Below are 21,225 nucleotides of genomic sequence, written 5' to 3'. Positions count from 1 at the left end.
TCGAGGTATGACCAGGGCCCCGTGGAACACCAAGGAGCTGACCGTCGGGCAGCTCGCCGAGCGCAGCGGCGTCGCCGTGTCGGCGCTGCACTTCTACGAGGCCAAGGGGCTCATCGGCAGCCGCCGCACGGCGGGCAACCAGCGCCGCTACTCCCGTGACACGCTGCGCCGGGTCGCCTTCATCCGGCTGGCCCAGCGCATCGGCATCCCGCTGAAGACCATCAAGGAGGCGCTGGAGACGCTTCCCGAGGAGCGCACCCCCACGCGCGCCGACTGGGCCCGGCTCTCGGCCGCCTGGCGCGGGGAGCTCGACGACCGCATCGAGCAGCTCCAGCGGCTGCGCGACGACCTGACCGACTGCATCGGCTGCGGATGCCTGTCGCTCGACCGGTGCGCGCTGGCCAACCAGTACGACCGGCTGGGTGACGAGGGGCCGGGGGCCAGGCGCATCGACACCCAGATCACCCGGGCCTGCTCCCCCGAAGCCTGTCGCACCGCCTGAGCCTCGACTTCTTCGACTACGAGGTCCTGGGCTGCGGCGGGACGATCAGCGTCGGGCGGCGCGCGTGGTGCAGCACGTGGTTCGAGACGCTGCCCAGCAGCACCGACCGCGCCTCCGACAGACCGCGCGAGCCGGTGACGATCAGCGAGGCGTCCAGCTCGTCGGCCACGTCCACGATCGTCTTCCAGATCGACTCCCGGTCGGCCACGGCCCGGTGGGTCACCTCGGCGATCCCCGAGGCCCGCGCCAGGTCGGCCCCCTCCTTGGCGTGCTCCTCGGCCAGCTCGCGCCACTCGTCCGCGCCGTCCTTGATCGCCGCGACGTCGGCCAGCGGATATCTCCTGAGCTGCACCAGCAGCGGCTCCCAGACGGTCACGACGACCACGGGCTCCGCCGCCAGGTGCTTGGCCGCGAACTCGATCGCGGCGCGCGAGTCGGCCGAACCGTCATAGGCGATGAGGATGGACATGGCCTGCTCCCTTCACTGCTCTCGTCAGGTGCAGCACCGGGATGATCGACCGGGATTCCGCAGCGGCCTGTCTGGTGTGTCACACCGGACCATCCGCGTGGACGGTCAGGACAGGTCGAGGCCGGCGAGCTGGGCCCGGCTCACCACGTTGAGCTTGGGGAAGGCCCGGTAGAGGTGGTAGCTGACCGTCTTCGGGCTGAGGAAGAGCTGCGCCCCGATCTCCCGGTTCGTCAGCCCGGCCGCCGCCAGCCGGACGATCTGCAGCTCCTGGGGCGACAGCGCCGAGACCGTCTCGTCGCGCCCGGCCGGAGCACTGGTGTCGCCCGCCGCCCGCAACTCCGTGCGGGCGCGCTCGGCCCACGGCCGGGCGTCCAGCCTCTCGAACGTCTCCAGCGCCGCGCGCAGATGCGGCCGGGCGCTGCCCTTGTGCCGCTCCCGGCGCAGCCGCTCGCCGAAGGCGAGCCGGGTCCGCGCGGCCTCCCACGGCCGGCCGCTGTCGGCGTGCAGCCGTACGGCGGCGCGGAAGTGCTCGTGGGCGGTGTCCCAGTCGGGTTCGAGCAGGGCCCGGCACCGGTGCAGAACCGCCCCGGCCCAGTCGAGGCCGGAGGCGAGGGCCCACTCCTCGAAGCGCCGCAGCGGCTCGCCGGCCGGGGCCCCCAGCCGTACGGCCGCCTCGATCTGGTCGGGCGCGAAGTACACCGCCTGGATCTGGTGGCGCACCGGACCCTCCACGGCGGCGTCGAGGCGGTCCAGCGCCTCGGCGAACCGGCCGTGTCCGAGGTCCAGCAGGGCCAGCGCCCATTCGGCCCAGGCAAGCCCGTTGACGATCCGGTTGGCGTCGAACCGGTCACGGCAGCGGGCCGCCAGCCGGGAGCACCCGGCCGCGTCGCCGCGCACGGCGGCGATCCAGGCGAGCATGCCTTCGAGGTAGCCGGCCCGGTTCGGCTGGCCCGTGTCGGCGGCCAGCCGCAGCCCCTCGGCGGCGCCGGCCACGGCGTCGTTGAACCGGCCCAGGTAGAGGTCCGAGGCCGTGAGCGTCAGCAGCGCCAGGGGGATCCTGCCGATCTCGCCGCGCGCCCGGCACTCCGCCACGACGGCCGCCGAGATGTCGCGCCCGGCCCGGAAGTCGCCGACCAGCCCGGCGACGAAGGCGGCGTTGATCCGTAGCGCGTGCGCGCCTTCGCGGACCCGGGCGCCGTCGGCGACCAGGCCGCGCATGGTCGCCAGCGCCCCGGCCGGGCCCTTGGCCAGGAACTCGGCCGCGCCCGTCACCGCGTCCACGGCCGGGCCGAGCCCGTCGCCCGGCCGCAGCCCGAGCGCGTGGAGCCGGTCGGACGCCTCCGCGACCCGGCCGGGGTCGCTGAGCTGCCAGGCGTTGCGGGCCGCGTCGACGAGCATCGCCCCGGCCATGACGCGGTCCACCCCGCTCACCGCCTCCGCGCCCGACACGAGCAGGTCGTGGGCGAGGTGGGGCGCGCCCTCGTCGAAGGCGAGCCGGGCGCGCAGCTCCGAGAGCCGCGCGAGCGAGCGGGGGTCCGTCTCCAGCCGGCCGGCGCGTTCGGCCAGGTCCTTGGCCCGTACGGGCTGGCCGGCGTCGGCCGCGGCCACCGCGGCGGAGGTCAGGCGGCGCGCCCGCACGGCCGTCTCCTCCGTCAGCTCGGCGGCGCGCTCCAGGGCTGCGGACGCCCCCGCGTCGCCGCCACGCTCCCTGGCCCGCTCCGCGGCCTGCTCCAGCGCCGTCGCGGCCGTCTCGTCCGGGCCCGTCGCCGCCGCGGCCAGGTGCCACGCCCGCCGGTCCGGCCGCCCGTCCAGCAGCCCGGCGAGCACGCGGTGCATCGCCAGCCGCTCGGCGAACGTGCCGTGCCGGAACGCGGCGGCCCGCATCAGCGGGTGCGCGAACGTCACCCGCGCCCCCTCGACCCGGATCAGCCCCGACCGCTCCGCCGTGCCCAGGGCCATGGGGGCGACGCCGAGCTCCTCGGCCGCCCGCATGATCACCGGCAGTTCGCCGCCGTCCTCGACCGCGGCCAGCACCAGCACGGTCCGCACCGCCTCCGGCAGGGCGGCGATGCGCGCGGCGTACGCCTCCTGGATGCGGCGCGGCAGCGGCAGCGGGCCCTGGACCGGCGCGCTCTCGGGCAGTTCGAGCAGCGCGAGCGGGTTGCCGCCGCTCTCCTCGATCACCCGCTCGCGCAGCGCCCCGTCGAGGCCGGGCGCGCGTTCGGCGAGCAGCCGCGTGGCGCTCTCCCGGTCGATCCCGGCCAGCGCGCGCTCCGGCAGGCCCGCGGCGTCGAAGCCGTCCCGGGCGCCGAACAGCAGCACGACCCCCTCGGCGTGGAGGCGGTGGGCCGCGAACCGCAGCGCCCCCGCCGACGCCCTGTCCAGCCAGTGCGCGTCGTCCACGAGACACAGCAGGGGCCGTTCCTCGGCCAGGTCCGACAGCAGCGACAGCACCGCCAGGCCCACGAGCAGCTCGTCGTCCCGGCCCGCCGGGCCGATGCCGAGCGCGCCCCTGAGCGCCGCCGCCTGCCGCTCGGGCAGCGCGTCCACGCGGGCGAGCACCGGGCGCAGCAGCAGGTGCAGCGAGGAGAACGGGATCTCCGCCTCGGTCTCGATGCCGGTGCCGCGCAGCACGGTCATGCCCTCGGCCCGCTCCCCCGCGTACGCCAGCAGGGAGGTCTTGCCGATCCCGGGCTCGCCGCGGATCACCAGCGCCGCGCTGCGGCCCTCGCGGGCGGCGTCCAGCAGGGCGTCCAGTGCCGCCTGGTCGTCGGCGCGTCCCATGAGCACCGGGGAATCCTAGTCACTCGTCCGGTACCCGGCCGAATCCGGCGTCCCTAGCGTTCTGCCCGTGGATCTCATGCAAGGGGTCGAGCTGACCTCCGTGACCAAGCAGTACGCGCACGGCGTCACCGCGCTCGACGACGTGACGATCGCCTTCAGGACCGGCACGTTCACCGCCGTCATGGGACCGTCCGGCTCGGGCAAGTCGACGCTGCTGCAGTGCGCCGCCGGGCTGGACCGGCCCACGTCCGGACAGGTGACGGTCGACGGGCGCGACCTGTCCGGGCTCACCGACAAGCAGCTCACGCTGCTGCGCCGCGACCGGATCGGGTTCGTCTTCCAGGCGTTCAACCTGCTGCCGTCGCTCACCGCCACCCAGAACGTCGGCCTGCCGCTGCGCCTGGCCGGCCGCCGACCCGACCCCGAGCTGGTCCGGCAGAGCCTGGCCGCCGTGGGGCTGGCCGGCCGCGCCGGGCACCGGCCCGCGGAGATGTCCGGCGGGCAGCAGCAGCGCGTGGCGATCGCGCGGGCGCTGGTCACGCGGCCCGCGGTGCTGTTCGCCGACGAGCCGACCGGCGCCCTCGACGCCAACACCAGCAGGGAGGTGCTCCAGCTCCTGCGCGCGCTGGTGGACAAGCACGCCCAGACCATCGTCATGGTCACGCACGACCCGGTCGCCGCCTCGTACGCCGACCGGGTGGTCTTCCTGGCCGACGGGCGCGTGTACGGCGAGCTGGCCGACCCCACCGCCGAACTCGTCGCCACCCGCATGCTGCAACTGGAGGCCGCGTCGTGCTGAACGTTCTGCTGAGGAAGGAGGCGGCGTCGTGCTGACGATCGCGCTCGCCACCCTGCGGACCCGGTGGATGTCCTTCGTCGGGACCTTCGCCGCGCTCGCGCTCGGCGCGGCGCTGATCGCCGCGCTCGGCCAGGTGCTCGCCACCACCACCGGCTCCCCCGACCGCGGCCCGCAGCGCTACGCCGCCGCGCCCGTCGTCGTCGTGCCGGACGACCGGCTCACCGTGCCCACCTGGCAGGGCGGCAGCAGCGCGCCGCTCGCCGAACCCCGCGGCGTCCCCGCCGGCCTGGCCGGCCGGCTCCCGGGAGCGGTCGAGGACCGGGCCTTCCCCGCCCAGCTCGCCGGAGGGCCGCCCGCCGTGGGCCGTCCCTGGTCGGCCGCCCGGACGGCGCCGCACCGGCTGGTGTCCGGCCGCGCCCCCGCGACGGCACACGAGATCGCCGTGACCGGCGGCGCCCCCACGACGGCACACGGGATCGCGGTGACCGGCGGCGCGCCCGCTACGACGCGCGACGGCGCTGCGGCCGGCGAGATCCCCGCAGCGACACACGAAGCCACCGTGACCGCCGGCGGCGGCGAGCGGGTGGCGGCGGCGGCCGTCCCCGGGCCGCGGATCGGCGAGCAGGTGTCGGTCGTCACCGCCGCCGGCGCCCGGCCGTACACCGTCGTGGGCATCACCTCCCCCGGACCGGAGGCCACCGTCTTCTTCTCCGACGCGCAGGCCGCACGCCTCTCCCCGCGGATCACCGCGCTGGCCGTCTGGAAGGACGCCGCGGAGGTCGAGGCGGCGGTCAAGGCGGCCGGCGGCAAGGCGCGGATCCTCACCGGCCAGAACAGGGCGCTCGCCGACCCCTCACGCGCGGCCGACGAGAACGCGCGCGACAACGCCAACACCATCGTCGGCATTGCCGCCGGGTTCGCCGGTTTCATTGCGGTCTTCGTGGTCTCGTCCACGTTCGCGTTCGCGGTGGGACAGCGGCGGCGCGAGTTCGCCCTGCTGCGCACCATCGGCGCGACCACCCCGCAGGTCAGGCGCATGGTGTACGGCGAGGCCCTGCTGGTCGCCGTCACCGCCTCCGCGACCGGCGCGCTGCTCGGCCCCCTCGGCGCCCGCCCGATCCAGGACTGGCTGGTCAGCCTGGGGATGGCGCCCGCCTGGCTGGTGCCCAGCACCTCCTCGGCGCCGTCGTGGATCGCCTTCGGCACCGGGGTGGTCGTCGCGGTGCTCGGCGTGGTCCTGTCGGCGCGGCGGGCCGGCCGGGTGCCGCCCGCGGAGGCGCTGCGCGAGTCCGGCGTGGAGCAGGGCGCCATGACTCCCGGCCGGTGGGTCGCCGGCCTCGCCGTCCTGGCCACCGCCCTCGTGAGCATGACCATGACGGCCGTGGGCGACCCGTCGTCCGCGACCGGCAACAAGTCGTACATGCCGGTCCTGATGCTGCTCATCGCCGCGGTCGGCCTGCTCGCGCCCGTCGTGGTACGGCCGGTCACCCGGCTGCTCACCTGGCCCGTCGAGCGGCTGCGCGGCGCCGGCGGCACCGTCGTCGCGGCCGGCGCGGTGGCCTCCGCCCGGCAGACCGCCGCGACCGCCGCGCCCGTCCTCGTCACGGTGGGCCTCGCCGCCTCGCTGCTCGGCGCCGCCGCCATGAGCGACGCCGCCAAGACCGCGATGGAGGCCGGGCCGATCCGCGCCGACCACGTCGTGCTGCCCACCGGCCCGGCCGGGCTCGACAGGCAGCTCGTACGGCGCCTGCGTGACCTCCCCGGCGCGGACGTCACCACCGTCACCCCGACCAGCGTCTACACCCTCGAAGGCCGGACCGCGCTGATCCGCCGGCCGGCCGAGGCCGTCGACCCCGGCGCCCTGCGCCAGAGCGTGGACGTGCCGGTCGTCGCCGGGTCGCTGGCCGGGCTCCGCGACGACACGATCGCGGTGTCCGAGACGTGGGACCTGGGCGTCGGCCAGAGCGTCACCATGTGGCGCGCCGACGGCAGCGAGGCCACCTTCACGGTCACCGCCGTGCTCGGCTCCCGCTCCGCCGCCGACTCCTACGTCACCCCGGCACACGCCTTCTCCGCCCTGCCGTACCGGGCGTACGTGAAGCTGCGACCGGGCGCGGCGGCGGACCAGGTCGCGGCGGCGCTCCAGCGGGCCACCCGGGGCCACAACGCCCGCGCCCTCACCAAGGCCGCGTGGGAGCGGCAGCTCGGCACGGGCCGCGCCTCGGCCAGCCGCCTGGGCCTGCTGGTGGTGCTCGGCATCATGCTGGCTTACACGGCGATCGCCCTGGTCAACACCCTGTTGATGGCCGCCTCCGACCGCTCGGCGGAGCGCGGGGCGCTGCGCCTGCTGGGGGCGACCCGAGGGCAGGTCCTGAGGTACGTGATGGGCGAGGCACTGCTGGTGGTGGCGGTCGGCACGGTCCTCGCCGCGCTGGCCACGGCGCTCAGCCTGCTCGGGCTGTGGACGGCGCTGGTCCAGCTCACGGGGCTGATCCCGGGGACGCTGCCGTGGGGGACGATCGCCGCGGTGACGGGCGGGTGCGCGGTGCTGGCCGTGCTGGCGGCGGTGATCCCGGCGCTGGCCTCGAAGGACATCAGACCCACGACGGCCTGACACAACAACGAGAGGCTGTGCGCGGCGAAGCCATGCGGACAATGGGCCGGACCGCACGTTCGTGCCCGCTCGACTGCACGCTCCCGTAGGGCGAGCCGGAACATGTGGTCCATGACGTCACGACAAGGCTCCCACGGCCACAATGCGATGAGCGATGGCTGCTTTGCGGTGCAGCGCGGTGGGAGCATCGTCGTACAGCAGGCCGACGATTCTTCTGGCCGGCCTGCCGGTCGTCCCGACGATATAGATGCTCTTGTGCGGCCTCACCGAAAGACCCGTTACGCCATGAGAAGCAAGAAACCCGTTGAATGCTGTCAATAGTGGATAATTGCCGAACAGTCTCGCCTGCGCCTTTCCGCTGTACTCGCCTATCGACCCGTCCCCGTCCACGACGCCACGCCAAAAATGATGCGACTCGACAAGAGCACGATCTACGGAGCCGTTGTAACGACCAAGAGCAAGAAGGCGATGCGCTAACTTCTCGGATCGCACCGAGAAGATGCAGGCGCGGCCCGAAGACACATCCGAGATGGCGTGAGTCGAACCGAGGAAGTCCCGCAACTTCACAAGATGTTCGCGATCACGCTCCGACAGACTGACGCCGATCTGAGGTTTCAGACCATCCCGGAAGTGCACGGTCCCGTCCGCGAACAAGAACCCGATCCAGTAGGCGGCGTCCGCCGACAGATCATCAAAAGCGTCCTCCCGGAGAGAGTGTTCGCCGCGTATGGTGACGCCGCGTCTACGGAGCACACCCCGGAGAGACATATCTGATACCCCAAATGCCGCTGCGATTCGCGTAGAGCTTTCCCCCGCCATGTAACGCTCGGCGGCCGCAGCTTTCTGCTCCGAGGTCAACTTGGCACTGGTGCGTATCTCGACGCCACGCCGGCGTAGGATACCGACAACGGCTTGACGAGATACCCCGAAAACCTTCGCCAGTCGCGAGGCACTTTCACCCGCAGCATAACGTTGAACGACTTCAACCTTCTGCTCATCAGATAGCCTGCCTCTCATCACCATGGATCAATCCTAATGTTGAGCCATGTCGACGAAGCGGGAGTAATGCCCTTGGAAGGCGACTGTCACGGTGGCAGTCGGTCCGTTACGATGTTTAGCGACTATGAGGTCGGCCTCGCCCGCCCGTGGCGACTCCCGCTCGTAGGCGTCCTCCCGGTGCAGCAGGATGACCATGTCGGCGTCCTGCTCGATGCTGCCCGATTCACGAAGGTCGCTCACCTGTGGACGTTTGTCGGTGCGCTGCTCGGGGCCTCGGTTGAGCTGGGAGATCGCGATGACCGGGACCTCCAGCTCCTTGGCCAGCAGCTTGATGGCACGGGAGATCTCCGAGACCTCGTTCTGGCGGCTCTCGGTCTTCTTGGGCGAGCTCATCAGCTGGAGGTAGTCGATGACCACGAACCGCAGGTCGTTGCGCTGCTTGAGGCGGCGGCACTTGGCCCGGATCTCCATCATCGACATGTTGGGCGAGTCGTCGATGAACAGCGGCGCCTCGGCCACCTCGCTCATGCGGCGCGCCAGGCGGGTCCAGTCGTCGTCGCTCATCATGCCGGAGCGCATCGCGTGCAGCGCCACCCGCGCCTCCGCCGAGAGCAGACGCATCGTGATCTCGTTGCGCGACATCTCCAGGGAGAAGATGACGGTCGTCATGCCGTGCTTGATCGCGGCGGAGCGGGCGAAATCCAGACCAAGGGTGCTTTTACCGATGGCCGGACGGGCGGCCACGACGATCATCTGCCCCGGGTGGAGGCCGTTGGTGAGCTGGTCGAGGTCCTGGAAGCCGGTGGGGACGCCGACCATCTGGCCGCCGCGGCTGCCGATGGCCTCCAGCTCGTCCAGGGCACCCGGCATGATGTCGGCCAGCGGGGCGTAGTCCTCGGAGGTGCGGCGCTCCGTGACCTTGTAGATCTCGGCCTGGGCGCGGTCGACGAGGTCGTCGACCTCCTCGTTGTTGCCGCCGTAGCCGAAGGAGACGATGCGGGTGCCGGCCTCGATGAGGCGGCGCAGGATGGCCTGCTCGCGGACGATCTTGGCGTAGAAGCCGGCGTTGGCCGCCGTGGGGACGACCGCGGTCAGCGTGTGGAGGTAGGCGGCGCCGCCGACCCTGGCCATCTCGCCGCGCTTCTGCAGCTCGTCGAAGACGGTGACCGCGTCGGCGGGCTCGCCGCGGCCGTACAGGTCGGTGATGACGTCGTAGACCATCTGGTGGGCGGGCCGGTAGAAGTCGTCGGAGCGGATGATCTCGACGACGTCGGCGATCGCGTCCTTGGACAGCAGCATGCCGCCGAGGACGGACTGCTCGGCCTCGATGTTGTTGGGCGGTGTGCGCTCGAAGCCTGGACCTGCGCCGGTTTCCTCGTCAACGCTCACGGCGCCCCCTCAACAGCCTCGCCTAGGTCGCACCACCCCCACTTGTAGCCGACCGGTCTGACAGTTTGGCCGCTTCCCGGGCAGGGAGCAACGCGACCTGTGGACAGCCTGTGGATAACCCTGTGGGCAAGCTGTGTATGACCGCGCCGAACATGTGAAAGCTCTGTGGACGAGCCTGGGGATAACTTGTTCACATCTCCACGACCATGAAGCTGACCAGCGGAAACGTTGTCCACCGGCTGTGGAGAAAAGAAAGTTGGCCCGACATGCCGGGTAAGGTCCATAATAGGCAAATGCCCATTACACGCCAAGACAGGGAGATTCTCCGCCTTGCCATACCGGCGTTCGGCGCGCTGGTGGCCGAGCCCCTGTTCCTGCTGGCCGACTACGCGATCGTGGGCCACGGCCTCGGGACCGTCGCCGTGGGCGCGCTCGGCGTCGCCGGGACCGTCCTGACGACGTTGGTGAACCTGTGCGTCTTCCTCGCGTACGGCACCACGGCGTCGGTGGCGCGGCGCACCGGGGCGGGCGACCACGCGCGGGCCATGCGCGACGGCGTGGACGGCATCTGGCTGGCGCTGGCCATCGGCCTCGCCCTCGTCGCCCTCGGCTGGCCCCTCGCGCCGGCCGTCGTGGACCTGTTCGGCGCGAGCCCGGAGCAGGCCGGCGAGGCCGTCACGTACCTGCGGGTCAGCCTGATCGGGGCCCCCGGCATGCTGGTCGTGCTGGCCGGCACCGGCGTGCTGCGCGGGCTCCAGGACACGGTGACCCCGCTCGTCGTCGCCGTGGGCTCGTTCGCGCTCAACGCGGCGCTGAACGCGTGGTTCGTGCTCGTGCTGGGATGGGGCATCGCCGGCTCCGCCTGGGGCACGGTGCTGGCCCAGACGCTCGGCGCGATCGTGTACGTGGCCGTGGTCGTCAGGGGCGCCCGGCGGCTCGGCACGCCGCTGTCCCCGGACGTGGCGGGGGTGCGGCGGGCGGGCACGGCCGGGTTCGCGCTGCTGGTCCGTACGGTGTGCCTGCGGATCGTGCTGCTTGTGGCCGTGGTGATCGCCACGCGGATGGGCGAGGCGCAGCTCGCCGCGTACGCCATCGCCACCCAGGTGTGGACGCTGCTGGCCTTCGCGCTCGACGCGATCGCCATCGCCGGGCAGGCGATCACCGGCTGCACCCTCGGCGCCGGTGACGCGGTCGCGACCAGGGAGGCCACCGGGCGCATGGTGCGCTGGGGTGTGTGGTCGGGCGTGCTGCTCGGCGTGCTGGTGCTCGCGGGCCGGCCGTTGCTGCCCGGCCTGTTCGACGCCGATCCGCAGGTCACCGAGCAGCTCCTGGCCGTGCTGTGGCCCGTGGCGCTCTTCCAGCCCATCTGCGGCGTGGTGTTCGTGCTCGACGGGGTGCTGATCGGGGCGGGCGACCAGCGCTACCTCGCGTGGGCGGGGGTGTGGACGACGCTCGCGTACCTCCCGGCGGCCTTCGTCGCGGCGGATTTCGGCATCGTTGCTCTTTGGTGCGCGCTCGGGGTGTGGATGGTGGCACGTTTGATCACGCTCGGCCGGCGGGCCGCGGGCACTGCCTGGCTGGTGACCGGGGCGTAATCGTCCTGTGCTTGCTGTGGTGCGGGTGGTGGGGGCACTGTGGGCGAGTTCCCCGAGCGGAGTGTGCTTTGTCCACGATTCTCCGACGCCTGCCGCCGTCCGAGGCGACCGGTCTGCGCACGGGCGCGCGCCACAGCCTCGCCGAGCTCTACCGTCCGGCCGATCTGGTCGTGCTGGGGCTCGGCGTGATGATCGGCGCGGGCATCTTCAGCATCGCCGGGCGGCAGGCCGCGACCATGGCCGGACCAGGGGTGATCCTGTCCTTCATGATCGCGGGCATCGCCTGCCTGCTGGCCTGCCTGTGCTACGCCGAGCTGTCGTCCACGATCCCGGCCTCGGGCAGCGCGTACACCTTCACCTACGTGATCTTCGGTGAGGTGTGGGCGTGGATCATCGGCTGGGCGCTGATCCTGGAGCTGCAGCTCGCCGCCGCCGTGGTCGCCAAGGCGTGGGCGGAGCTGACCGTGCTCGCCTTCGCCGACTTCGGGATCGCCCTGCCCCGGCACGACCTGGTGAGCGTCGCGCTCACGGTGTTCATCCTGGTCGTCCTGACGAGCGTCGTCGCGGTCAACGCGCGGATCGGCCTGCGCGCGCTGTGGATCATGGTGGCGGCCAAGCTGCTCGCCATCGGCGCCGTCATCGTGGTGGGCGCCCCGCACGTCCGGGCGAGCAACTTCGGCGACCTGTACGCCCCGCCCCGGCCGCTGGACGTGCCGCCCTCGACCGTGCTGGACGTCGTCATCGGCCAGAGCCACGCCTTCGGCTGGGCCGGCATCTTCGCGGCGGCGCCCGCCATCGCGTTCGCCTACATCGGCTTCGACATCGTCGCGACCGCCGCCGAGGAGACCGTCAACGCGCCCCGCGCCGTGCCCAAGGGCATGATCCGCAGCCTCGTCGTGGCCACCGTCCTCTACATCGCCGTGGCCGTGGTCATGGTCGGCATGATCCCGTACTCCCGCATCTCGGCCGACGCGCCGCTGTCCAGCGCGTTCCGCGGCGCCGGCGTGGACTGGATGGTGCACGTCATCGACATCGGCGCGGTCCTCGGCCTGACCACCGTGATCCTGGTGCTGATCGTGGGGCAGACGCGGGTGCTGTTCTCGATGGCCCGCGACGGCCTCATCCCGCGCCGCCTGTCGGCGATCAGCCGGAGGTACCACACGCCGTCGCGGATGACGCTGGTCATCGGCGTCGTGGCCGTCCTGCTGGCCACGTTCGCGCCCGTGTTCACATTGCAGCAGCTCGTCGTGATGGGCGCGCTGTTCGCGTTCCTGTTCGTGTCGGCGGGCGTGATCGTGATGCGCCGCCGGATGCCGCACCTCGACCGGGGGTTCCGGGTGCCGCTGTCGCCGCTGGTGCCCGCCCTGTCGCTGGCGGCGACGCTCTGGCTGATGGTCAACCTGCACGTGCTGACGTGGGTCTGGTTCGCGCTGTGGATGGCGTTCGGGATGCTGGTCTACCTCGGGTACGGCCGGCGGCACAGCCTGCTGGCACCGCCCCGGGACGAGCCGCAGGACGCCCCACGGGGCCGTCACCGCCGCTGAGCCCCATCCCCGGGCGCCGCCTCGTCGTCCTACAGGCGCCGGGCCTCCAGGACGCTGCGCAGGAAGTCGCGGGTGCGCGCCTCGTCCGGGTCGCTGAAGATCTTCTCCGGCGGCCCCTTCTCCAGCAGCACGCCCCCGTCGAGGAAGCACACCGTGTCGGAGATGTCGCGGCAGAACCCCATCTCGTGCGTGGTGAGGATCATCGTCATCCCCGTCTGCTTGAGCTCGCGGATGATCTCCAGCACCTCCACGACCAGCACCGGGTCGAGCGCGGAGGTCACCTCGTCGAGCAGCATCAGCCGCGGCTGGGTCGCCAGCGCCCGGATGATGGCCACCCGCTGCTGCTGGCCGCCGGAGAGCTGGTCGGGGTACGACGTGGCCTTGTGCGCCAGCCCGAACCGGCTGAGCAGCGCGTGCGCCTCCTCCTCGGCCCGTTCCCTCGGCACCTTGTGCACCTGGCGCGGCGCCAGCGTGATGTTGTCGAGCACGGTCATGTGCGGGAACAGGTTGAACGCCTGGAAGACGATGCCGAGCCGCTGGCGCACCTCGTCCACGTCGACCCGCGGGTCGGTGACGTCGCGGCCCTCCAGCGTGATCGTGCCGTCGTCCACGGTCTCCAGCAGGTTGACGCAGCGCAGCAGCGTGGACTTGCCCGAACCGGACGCGCCGATGAGGCTGACCACCTCGTGCGGGCGCACCTCCAGGTCGATGCCGCGCAGCACGCTGTGGCCGTGGAAGTTCTTCCACACGCCCTCGATGGTCAGCAGGGTCATGCCCCGCGCCTCCTCCGCGTGCGCGCGGCCAGGTAGTCGGTGAACCGGGCCATCGGGATCGTCAGCAGGATGAACAGCAGGGCGGCCACCAGGTAGGCCGTGTAGTTGAACTTGCCGGAGGCGTAGATCTGCGCCTGCCGCAGCGCCTCCAGCACGCCCAGCGTGGACACCAGCGCGGTGTCCTTCTGCAGCGAGATGAAGTCGTTGAGCAGCGGCGGCACGACCCGGCGGGTGGCCTGCGGCAGCACCACGAACCGCATGGTCTTGCCGTGGCTGAGCCCGAGGGAGCGGGCGGCGGCCACCTGGCTCGGGTGGACCGACTCGATGCCCGAGCGGAACACCTCGGCGACGTACGCGCCGTACGAGAGCGTCAGCGCGATGACGCCGAGCGTGGTCAGGTCGGTCGGGATGCCCTGCAGGCGCAGCGCCGGCAGGCCGAAGCCGACCATGTAGATGACGAGCAGCGTCGGCACGCCGCGGAAGGTGTCGACGTACAGCGTGGCGAGGGCCCGCACCGGGAACAGCGCGGCCGTCCTGGTCGACCTGACCAGGGCCACCAGGAGGCCCACGACCAGGATGAGCGGCTCGGCGAACAGGAAGATCTTGACGTTCAGCCAGAAGCCGCTGAGGACGTCGGGCAACGCCCGGGCGAAGTGCTCGGGGTTGAAGAAGGTGTCCTGGACGCGCGGCCAGCCGGGCGAGCTGGTGACCACCCACCCGACGAGGACGACGAAGACGACCGTGGAGGCCGTGGCGATGGACGCGGAGCGGCGGGCCCGCGCTCTGCGGACCCGCTCCCGCTCCACCTGCCGATCGCTCTTGACCCAGACCGGGCCCGCTGGCATGTCAGTCATGGACGTACGCGAGGGTCGTCAGCTCAGCTCGGGCGCGCCCGCGGCCGAGCCGAGCCACTGCTGCTCGATCTTGGCCAGCTCGCCCTTGGACTTCAGCGCGTCCACGGCCTTGTCCACGCAGGTCTTGAGCTGGGTGCCCTTCTCCATGACCAGGCCGAATTCCTCGGGCGTGCCGCCCGTCGCGCCGAACTGGCCGACGATCTTGGAGCCCTCGACCTGCGCGGCCGTGACGTAGAACGCCGTCGGCAGGTCCACGACGATGGCGTCGACCTGCTTGTTCTTCAGCGCGTTGATGGCGTCGACCTGGTCGTTGTAGACGTTGGGGTCGTCGGCGGGCTTCACGACGCTCTTGACCGCGTCGAGCGAGGTGGTGCCGACCTGCACGCCGATCTTGGCGTCCTTGAGCTCGGCCAGCGTCTTCGCCCCCGCGAACTTGCCGTCGCCCAGCGCCACCACGGCCTGCTTGACCGTGTAGTAGCCGTGGCTGAAGTCGACGGCCTTGGCCCGGTCCGGGGTGATCGACACCTGGTTGACGTCGAAGTCGAACTGCTTGGCGCCCGGCGCGAAGGCCGTGTCGAACTTGACCGTGTTCCACTGCACCTGGTCGCGGTCGAAGCCGAGCTCACCGGCGACCGCGAACGCCACCGCGCTCTCGAAGCCCTGGCCGTTGCTGGGATCGTCGCCCTTGAACCAGGGCTCGTAGGCGGGCTTGTCGGTGCCGATGGTCAGCTTGCCCGCGTTGACGAGCTTGAGCTGGTCCTTGGTGCACGCCGTGGCAGCGGGGGCGGCGCTCGGGCCGCTGCTGGTCGCCGTGTTGTCGACGGGAGCGCACGCGACGGCCGCGGCGAGGGCGCCCAGCGCGAGCAGCGTCGAGGGACGGACCATGGGTGGTGCCTCCAGGGGAACGCGGGGAAGAACGAGCCGATTGTACGCTGCCCCGCTAGGAAATACGCCGCCACCTGGGCTCATACCGCCCCATACCGGGCCCCCGCAGGCGCGGAGCGAGGGCAGGGCAGGGCGGGGCGGGCTGACGCCCGGGAGCGGGTGAGCCGGCGCCCTGAGACGCGTACGGCCCCCGCTCCACGGAGGGAGAGAGGGCCGTACGGCAGGCGTGTCCGGCGTCAGCCGGCGACGACCTCGACGTCGAGCGAGGCCGACACCTCGGGGTGCAGCTTGACGCTGACCTTGTGGCTGCCGACGCTCTTGATCGGGTTGACGATCTCGATGCGACGGCGGTCGAGGAGCGGGCCGCCTGCGGCCTTGACCGCGTCGGCGACGTCGCCCGTGGTGATCGAGCCGAACAGGCGGCCGGAGTCGCCCGCGCGGGTCGTCAGGCGCACGCGCAGGGCGCCGAGCTGGCCGGCGACCTCCTTGGCGGTGCCCAGGTCGCGGATCTCACGGGCGTCACGAGCCTTCTTGATGGACTCGATCTGCTTCTCCGCGCCACGCGTCCAGCGCATGGCGTAGCCCCGCGGGATGAGGTAGTTACGGCCGTAGCCGTCCTTGACCTCGACGACGTCGCCGGGGGCGCCGAGGCCGGAGACCTCGTTGGTGAGGATGAGCTTCATGTCGTCAGACCTCCTTAGCGCGCGGTGCTCGTGTAAGGCAGCAGGGCCACCTCACGGGCGTTCTTGATCGCGGTCGCCACGTCGCGCTGGTGCTGGGTGCAGTTGCCCGTCACCCGGCGCGCACGGATCTTGCCGCGGTCGGAGATGAACTTCCGCAGCAGCGCCGTGTCCTTGTAGTCGACGTAGGAGATCTTGTCGTGGCAGAACAGGCAAACCTTCTTCTTGGGCTTGCGCAGTGCCGGCTTGGCCATCGTGGTGCTCCTTTCAGAGCCCCGCCGGTGAAGCGGGAATGGTCTCGGGCTTGTGGACTGGGATTAGAAAGGCGGTTCGTCGCTGAAGTCGCCGCCGCCGCCGAAGCCGCCGCTCTGCTGGCCGCCGCCCTGGAAGCCGCCGCCACCGCCGCCGAAGCCGCCGCCCTGGGGCGGGGCGGGCGACGCGGAGGCCCACGGGTCGTCGGCCGGGCCGCCACCGAAGCCGCCGCCACCGCCGCCGCCCTGACGGGAGGTGCGGTTGACCTTGGCCGTGGCGTTGCGCAGAGACGGGCCGACCTCGTCGACCTCGACCTCGTAGACGGTGCGCTTCTCGCCTTCCTTGGTCTCGTAGGACCGCTGCTTGAGCCGCCCCTGCACGATGACCCGCATGCCGCGCTGGAGGCTCTCGGCGGCGTTCTCCGCCGCCTGCCGCCACACGTTGCAGGTCAGGAAGAGGCTTTCGCCGTCCTTCCACTCGTTGGTCTGGCGATCCATGAACCGCGGAGTGGACGCGATGCGGAACCGGGCCACTGCTTGCCCCGTCGGGGTGAAGCGCAGCTCGGGGTCGTCGACAAGATTGCCGACGATGGTGATTACGGTGTCGCCTGCTGCCATGGCCAGCGCTCGCCTTCCTGCACGCCTTCGCTTTGGGTTACGGCTCAGAGTACGGCCGACGCCCGACAAAAAGCCGGGCGACGAGCTGCTTAGTGCACGTCGGGGCGGAGAACCTTGGTGCGCAGGATGCCCTCGTTGAGGTTCATCTGGCGGTCGAGCTCCTTGACCGTCGCGGGCTCCGCGGACAGGTCGATGACGGCGTAGATGCCTTCCGACTTCTTGTCGATGTCGTAGGCGAGACGGCGACGGCCCCAGACGTCGACCTTCTCCACGGTGCCGCCGTCGTTGCGGACCACGGTGAGGAACTGGTCGAGGGACGGCGCGACGGTGCGCTCATCGAGCGAAGGGTCCAGAATGACCATTACTTCGTAACGACGCATGCGGGACTCCAACCTCCTCTGGACTCTTGCGGTCACGACACTCTGCCGTGACAGGAGGACGCTGACGCGGGGCCCCGGCGCCCCTTTCGGCACCCGGGCGTGACGGGTCACCCATCACAACGCAGCCTGACCAGGTTACCAGCCGAGCCCCTGTGGGAAGGCCTGTAGGAAACCAGGGGGTGATAGTTGTGCCACACATCCTCCAACCTTCCGAAAACCAGCGGTTCAGGCTCTCGCTCAACAGCGACGGACAAGCTCATCCGGTGGAGAACATCCTGGCGATCGTCACCGTCGTGTGCGGTCTGACGGCCTTCGTCGCGGCGTTCGTCCCCGGCGGTCACGTCGTCGCCTCGTGGGCGGGCACCCTCGGCTTCGGGACGGGCCTCTACTCCCAGTACGTCTCCGCGACGACTCCCCAGCGAGCCCTCAACATCGTCGGCATCGTCGCGTCGTTCGTGGGCGTGGCGCTCGGCATCGCCCGCGGCGGCTTCCTTCCCTGAGTCCCCGACCGGATCCGAACACGTGAGGACGGCCCCGGGATCCACCACCGGGACCGTCCTTCCGATACGAGGTCATCCTCCGATGTGCAGGTCCACCCCGAGCAGGACGAGGAACCAGAGGAAGACCGCGAGCAACGCCTCGGCGATGTCCTTGAGGATCCCCGGGGTGATGTAGTGGTACACCCAGGCCACGTAGAGGCCTATCACGACGTAGATCAGGATGATTAACGAGCGCCATCGCCATCGGGCCATATGCGTTCTCCTCGGGTAGGGGGTGCCTGGCGACTTCCCCGGCCCGGGTACGGCAAACGGATAGGCTCGGTGACATGGTGCGCATCGGAGCTCACGTCGGCCAGGACGATCCCGCCGCTCACGCCGCCGCGGTCGGCGCCGAGGTGGTGCAGTTCTTCCTCGGCGATCCCCAGGGCTACGCCAAGCCCGTGCTGCCCGACAAGCCGGTGGAGGGCGTCGACGTCTTCATCCACGCCCCGTACCTCGTCAACGTGGCGACGACCAACAACCGGATCCGCATCCCCAGCCGCAAGCTGCTCGCCCAGCACCTGGAGGCGGCGGCCGGCCTGGGCGCCAAGGGCCTGATCGTCCACGGCGGCCACGTCGACAAGAGCGACGACCCGCAGGCGGGCTTCGACAACTGGCGCAAGGTGTTCGAACGGCTGGAGTGCCCGATCCCGGTGCTCATCGAGAACACCGCGGGCGGCGGCAACGCGATGGCGCGCAAGCTGGAGCGCATCGCGCGGCTGTGGGACGCTCTCGACGGGTTCGACGTGGGCTTCTGCCTCGACACGTGCCACGCGCACGCGGGCGGCGAGGAGCTCGTGGACCTGGTCGACCGGGTCAAGGCGATCACCGGCCGGATCGACCTGGTCCACTGCAACGACTCGCGCGACGCGTTCGACTCGGGCGCCGACCGCCACGCCAACCTGGGCAAGGGGCAGATCGACCCGGAGCTGATCCTCGCGGTGTGCCGGGCGGCCGGCGCGCCGATCGTGGTGGAGACCCCCGCCGAGGGGCAGGCGGCCGACATCGCCTTCCTGCGCGAGAACCTCTAGAACCCCCAGGCGGAGCTCTGGAGATCGGAAACACACAGCCTGTGGATAACTTCCCTGGATTACCGGGCCGCGAAAGTGGGTAAGGGGCTCAGCCCGCCCACGCGCCGCTGAGGAAACGCACCGCGTTCAGCACCATGAGCGGCCCCGCGACCAGCCCGTACGCCACGAGCGTCCACGGCCGCCGCGCCCCCAGCGCCGCGACAGCCGTCCACAGGGGGAACCACAGCAGCAGCGAGCGCGGGATCGACAGGTAGTACGCCGACGTCATGAGGGCCGCCGCCTGGAGCCCGGTGTAGACGACCTCGCTCCACCGGCGCCGCGCGGCCAGCCAGACCAGCGCGGCCACCGCCAGCACCGCTCCGGCGAGCTCCATGCGGAACGCCACCGCGAAGTCGTCGCGGCCGAGCGCCGCGTGCCACGTCGTCATCCACGACTCCCACGGCCAGACCGTCTGCCTGCCCCAGCCGGCCTCCTGCGCGTGCTTCCAGGCCAGCCAGTCGCCGGAGCGGCGGTAGTGGAAGAACGAGTAGAACGCCAGCGGCAGGAACGGCACGGCCAGCAGCGGCCACGGGGCCGGCCGTGACGGCAGCTCACGGGCGCGCCGCTGGAGGACGTACTCGACGACCAGGGCGACCGCCAGGAACAGGCCGGTGATGCGCACGCACGACGCGCCGGCGGCGAGCACGGCGGCTCCCGCCCACTGCCCGCGCCGGGCGGCCAGCCACGCCGGGATCGCGAACGCGAGGAACAGCGTCTCGCTGTAGCCCGCCGCCAGGAACACGGCCGTGGGGAACAGCAGCAGCGCGAGCACCGCCATCCAGCCCGGCGCGCCCTCCAGCTCGGCCAGCCGCGCCAGCGCGACCATGGCCACCGCCCCGGCGACCAGCGACACGATCAGCCCGCACGCCGTCCAGTCGGGCACCACGAGGTGGACCAGGCGTAACACCGCCGGCAGGCCGGGGAAGAACGCGGGCAGCCCCGCGTCGGGCGGCGCGGCGGGGTCGCCGTCGTAGCCGTGACGGGCGATGACGACGAACAACCCCGCGTCCCACTGCTTCCAGCGCGCCACGTAGGCGTTCAGCGCCGAGCCGAGCAGCGTCGCGACCAGCAGCCCGGCCCGGGAGCCGAACCAGATCAGCAGCGCGTCGCGCGCCGCCGAACGGGTGATCACCGGTACGACGGGACGAGCGTGAACCGGTCGGGGGCGCCGTCGAACACGCCGCCGGTCTGGTCGTCGACGCCCGCCTGCCGGACGACGTCCTTGTGCGGGCGCAGGATGTCGCGCACCACGAACGCCATCATCACCACGATGGTGATCACCCGGCCCCAGACCGCGGTGAAGTACGTGTCGTCGCCGATGCCCAGGTCGTCGCGGCTGAGCGGCGGCTGGGAGAGCAGGTAGAGCCAGATCGCGAAGAAATACCACATCTCGGCGAGCTGCCAGAGGACGAGCGGCTTCCAGTTCGGCCGGGCCAGCACCGCGAACGGCACCAGCCAGAGCACGAACTGCGGCGACCACACCTTGTTCGTCATCATGAACGCGGCCAGGGCGAGGAAGCAGATCTGCGCCAGCCGGGGCCGCCGCGGCGCGGCCAGGGTCAGCACCGCGATGCCCAGGCACAGCAGGGCCAGCGACGCCATGCCGAGCGTGCTGACGTCGGCCTCGCCCAGGATCGGCCAGCCCTTGTTCTGGAAGAACAGCCACGGCGAGCCCCAGTCCACCCCGCGTTCCTGCGAGAAGACGTAGAAGCGCCGCCAGCCGTCCCAGGCGAACACCATGAACGGCACGTTGACGACCAGCCACGCGCCCGCGGCGGAGCCCGCCGTGACCAGGAACGGCCGCCAGCGCCCGGTGCGCAGCGTGAGCAGGAACAGCGCCCCGGCGAACATCAGCGGGTAGAACTTCGTCGCGATCGCCAGCCCGAGCAGCACTCCGGCCGCCACCTGCCGGTGCCTCGCCCAGGCCAGCAGCATGCCCATCGACAGCGCGCCGGCGACGAGGTCCCAGTTGATGTACGCGGCGAGGATCACCGAGGGCGCGAGCGCGTACCACAGGGCGTCCCAGCGGCGCGTGGGCCCGGCGACGGCGGCCATCAGCAGCACCCCGGCGACCAGGCAGAGGCCGAGGAAGACGACCGTGCCGTCGTAGAAGCGGACGGCCTGCTGCACGGGGTCGGGCTCCAGCCAGCGGGCGATCCGGCTGAAGACCTGCATGACCTCGCCGAGCACGACGGGGTACTCGACCTGCTTGTCGAACGGCACGTCGGCGAAGTACGGGCTCTGCGTGGCGAGCTGCCGGTCGAAGTACAGGGGGTAGATGTCGGTGTAGCAGAACTGGGTGTAGGTGGAGACCTGGTCGTTCCACCCGCCGGTGCGGCACGGCAGCCTGAAGACGTACGCCAGGCTGGCCCCCAGCGCCGCGAACAGCGCCAGGGGAAGGTACGGCACGGCGCGCGCGAAGAGCGGCGGCCGGTGGACCGGCTCGTCCACCGGGCCGTCGTTCACTGGGCCGTCACCTG

General features: G+C 71.6%; 21 protein-coding genes. 7 read left to right on the top strand and 14 right to left on the bottom strand.

Features of this window, described 5'->3' with window-relative positions:
- Positions 1 to 7 precede the first annotated feature (7 nt).
- Positions 8 to 502, top strand: a complete 495-nt coding sequence (soxR, locus tag HD595_RS17590) for a redox-sensitive transcriptional activator SoxR (RefSeq protein WP_253770358.1) — start codon at positions 8 to 10, stop codon at positions 500 to 502.
- 16 nt (positions 503 to 518) lie between these two features.
- Here the strand turns inward: soxR and HD595_RS17585 are convergent, their stop codons facing one another.
- Together HD595_RS17585 and HD595_RS17580 are read right to left on the bottom strand one after the other, a co-directional pair.
- Entirely contained in the window at positions 519 to 971 is a 453-nt protein-coding gene (locus HD595_RS17585; RefSeq protein WP_253770356.1) for a universal stress protein, read from the bottom strand.
- Between the two features lie 105 nt (positions 972 to 1,076).
- Positions 1,077 to 3,755 (bottom strand): helix-turn-helix transcriptional regulator, encoded by a 2,679-nt coding sequence (locus HD595_RS17580; RefSeq protein ID WP_253781219.1) that lies wholly within the window; start codon positions 3,753 to 3,755, stop codon positions 1,077 to 1,079.
- A 76-nt stretch (positions 3,756 to 3,831) separates the two neighbouring features.
- On the opposite strand from HD595_RS17580, the gene HD595_RS17575 reads away from it, so the two are divergent.
- On the top strand, positions 3,832 to 4,554 hold the full coding sequence (locus HD595_RS17575; RefSeq protein ID WP_253781218.1) for an ABC transporter ATP-binding protein: 723 nt from the start codon (positions 3,832 to 3,834) through the stop codon (positions 4,552 to 4,554).
- A gap of 28 nt (positions 4,555 to 4,582) precedes the next feature.
- Positions 4,583 to 7,168 (top strand): ABC transporter permease, encoded by a 2,586-nt coding sequence (locus tag HD595_RS17570; protein ID WP_253770354.1) that lies wholly within the window; start codon positions 4,583 to 4,585, stop codon positions 7,166 to 7,168.
- Between the two features lie 117 nt (positions 7,169 to 7,285).
- Here the strand turns inward: HD595_RS17570 and HD595_RS17565 are convergent, their stop codons facing one another.
- Both HD595_RS17565 and dnaB read right to left on the bottom strand, forming a co-directional pair.
- A complete protein-coding gene (locus tag HD595_RS17565) occupies positions 7,286 to 8,191 on the bottom strand; it encodes a helix-turn-helix domain-containing protein (RefSeq protein WP_253770352.1) in 906 nt (301 codons plus the stop codon).
- 9 nt (positions 8,192 to 8,200) lie between these two features.
- The gene (gene dnaB / locus HD595_RS17560; RefSeq protein WP_253770350.1) at positions 8,201 to 9,556 is read right to left on the bottom strand and encodes a replicative DNA helicase; all 1,356 of its coding nucleotides are present in this window, start codon (positions 9,554 to 9,556) and stop codon (positions 8,201 to 8,203) included.
- A gap of 293 nt (positions 9,557 to 9,849) precedes the next feature.
- Between dnaB and HD595_RS17555 the strand changes: the two genes are divergently transcribed.
- Positions 9,850 to 11,151 carry an MATE family efflux transporter gene (locus HD595_RS17555; protein ID WP_253770347.1) on the top strand — a complete coding sequence of 434 codons (1,302 nt, stop codon included), beginning with the start codon at positions 9,850 to 9,852 and terminating at the stop codon, positions 11,149 to 11,151.
- Between the two features lie 68 nt (positions 11,152 to 11,219).
- A complete protein-coding gene (locus HD595_RS17550) occupies positions 11,220 to 12,695 on the top strand; it encodes an APC family permease (protein WP_253770346.1) in 1,476 nt (491 codons plus the stop codon).
- A gap of 29 nt (positions 12,696 to 12,724) precedes the next feature.
- Here the strand turns inward: HD595_RS17550 and HD595_RS17545 are convergent, their stop codons facing one another.
- From HD595_RS17545 to rpsF, 7 genes are all read right to left on the bottom strand, one after another.
- Positions 12,725 to 13,468, bottom strand: coding sequence for an amino acid ABC transporter ATP-binding protein (locus tag HD595_RS17545; RefSeq protein ID WP_253770344.1), 744 nt, complete (start codon positions 13,466 to 13,468; stop codon positions 12,725 to 12,727).
- Positions 13,465 to 14,322, bottom strand: coding sequence for an amino acid ABC transporter permease (locus tag HD595_RS17540; protein ID WP_253770342.1), 858 nt, complete (start codon positions 14,320 to 14,322; stop codon positions 13,465 to 13,467). The genes HD595_RS17545 and HD595_RS17540 overlap by 4 nt, the downstream gene beginning before the upstream one ends.
- An 18-nt stretch (positions 14,323 to 14,340) precedes the next feature.
- Entirely contained in the window at positions 14,341 to 15,207 is an 867-nt protein-coding gene (locus HD595_RS17535; protein WP_253770339.1) for an ABC transporter substrate-binding protein, read from the bottom strand.
- A 236-nt stretch (positions 15,208 to 15,443) separates the two neighbouring features.
- Positions 15,444 to 15,890, bottom strand: coding sequence for a 50S ribosomal protein L9 (gene rplI / locus HD595_RS17530; RefSeq protein ID WP_175590197.1), 447 nt, complete (start codon positions 15,888 to 15,890; stop codon positions 15,444 to 15,446).
- Positions 15,891 to 15,904: 14 nt separating this feature from the next.
- Positions 15,905 to 16,141 carry a 30S ribosomal protein S18 gene (gene rpsR / locus HD595_RS17525; protein ID WP_020543048.1) on the bottom strand — a complete coding sequence of 79 codons (237 nt, stop codon included), beginning with the start codon at positions 16,139 to 16,141 and terminating at the stop codon, positions 15,905 to 15,907.
- Between the two features lie 63 nt (positions 16,142 to 16,204).
- Complete coding sequence (locus tag HD595_RS17520) at positions 16,205 to 16,756, bottom strand: single-stranded DNA-binding protein (protein WP_253770337.1); 552 nt, start codon at positions 16,754 to 16,756, stop codon at positions 16,205 to 16,207.
- 89 nt (positions 16,757 to 16,845) lie between these two features.
- Positions 16,846 to 17,136 carry a 30S ribosomal protein S6 gene (gene rpsF / locus HD595_RS17515; protein WP_026214314.1) on the bottom strand — a complete coding sequence of 97 codons (291 nt, stop codon included), beginning with the start codon at positions 17,134 to 17,136 and terminating at the stop codon, positions 16,846 to 16,848.
- Positions 17,137 to 17,399: 263 nt separating this feature from the next.
- Between rpsF and HD595_RS17510 the strand changes: the two genes are divergently transcribed.
- Complete coding sequence (locus tag HD595_RS17510; RefSeq protein ID WP_253770335.1) at positions 17,400 to 17,636, top strand: hypothetical protein; 237 nt, start codon at positions 17,400 to 17,402, stop codon at positions 17,634 to 17,636.
- 72 nt (positions 17,637 to 17,708) lie between these two features.
- Here HD595_RS17510 and HD595_RS45885 read toward each other — a convergent pair whose 3' ends face one another.
- Entirely contained in the window at positions 17,709 to 17,843 is a 135-nt protein-coding gene (locus HD595_RS45885) for a hypothetical protein (protein ID WP_301309528.1), read from the bottom strand.
- A 119-nt stretch (positions 17,844 to 17,962) separates the two neighbouring features.
- Here HD595_RS45885 and HD595_RS17505 point away from each other — a divergent pair, with 119 nt between their 5' ends.
- Complete coding sequence (locus tag HD595_RS17505; protein ID WP_253770333.1) at positions 17,963 to 18,706, top strand: deoxyribonuclease IV; 744 nt, start codon at positions 17,963 to 17,965, stop codon at positions 18,704 to 18,706.
- Between the two features lie 88 nt (positions 18,707 to 18,794).
- Here HD595_RS17505 and HD595_RS17500 read toward each other — a convergent pair whose 3' ends face one another.
- Together HD595_RS17500 and HD595_RS17495 are read right to left on the bottom strand one after the other, a co-directional pair.
- Positions 18,795 to 19,877, bottom strand: coding sequence for a mannosyltransferase family protein (locus HD595_RS17500; protein WP_253770331.1), 1,083 nt, complete (start codon positions 19,875 to 19,877; stop codon positions 18,795 to 18,797).
- Positions 19,874 to 21,211 carry a glycosyltransferase family 87 protein gene (locus HD595_RS17495; protein ID WP_253770329.1) on the bottom strand — a complete coding sequence of 446 codons (1,338 nt, stop codon included), beginning with the start codon at positions 21,209 to 21,211 and terminating at the stop codon, positions 19,874 to 19,876. The genes HD595_RS17500 and HD595_RS17495 overlap by 4 nt, the downstream gene beginning before the upstream one ends.
- Positions 21,212 to 21,225 lie beyond the last annotated feature (14 nt).

Origin of the sequence: Nonomuraea roseoviolacea subsp. carminata, assembly GCF_024172185.1 — a bacterium.
GTDB classification, from domain to species: domain Bacteria; phylum Actinomycetota; class Actinomycetes; order Streptosporangiales; family Streptosporangiaceae; genus Nonomuraea; species Nonomuraea roseoviolacea.
This window is presented reverse-complemented; position numbering and strand designations above follow the sequence as displayed.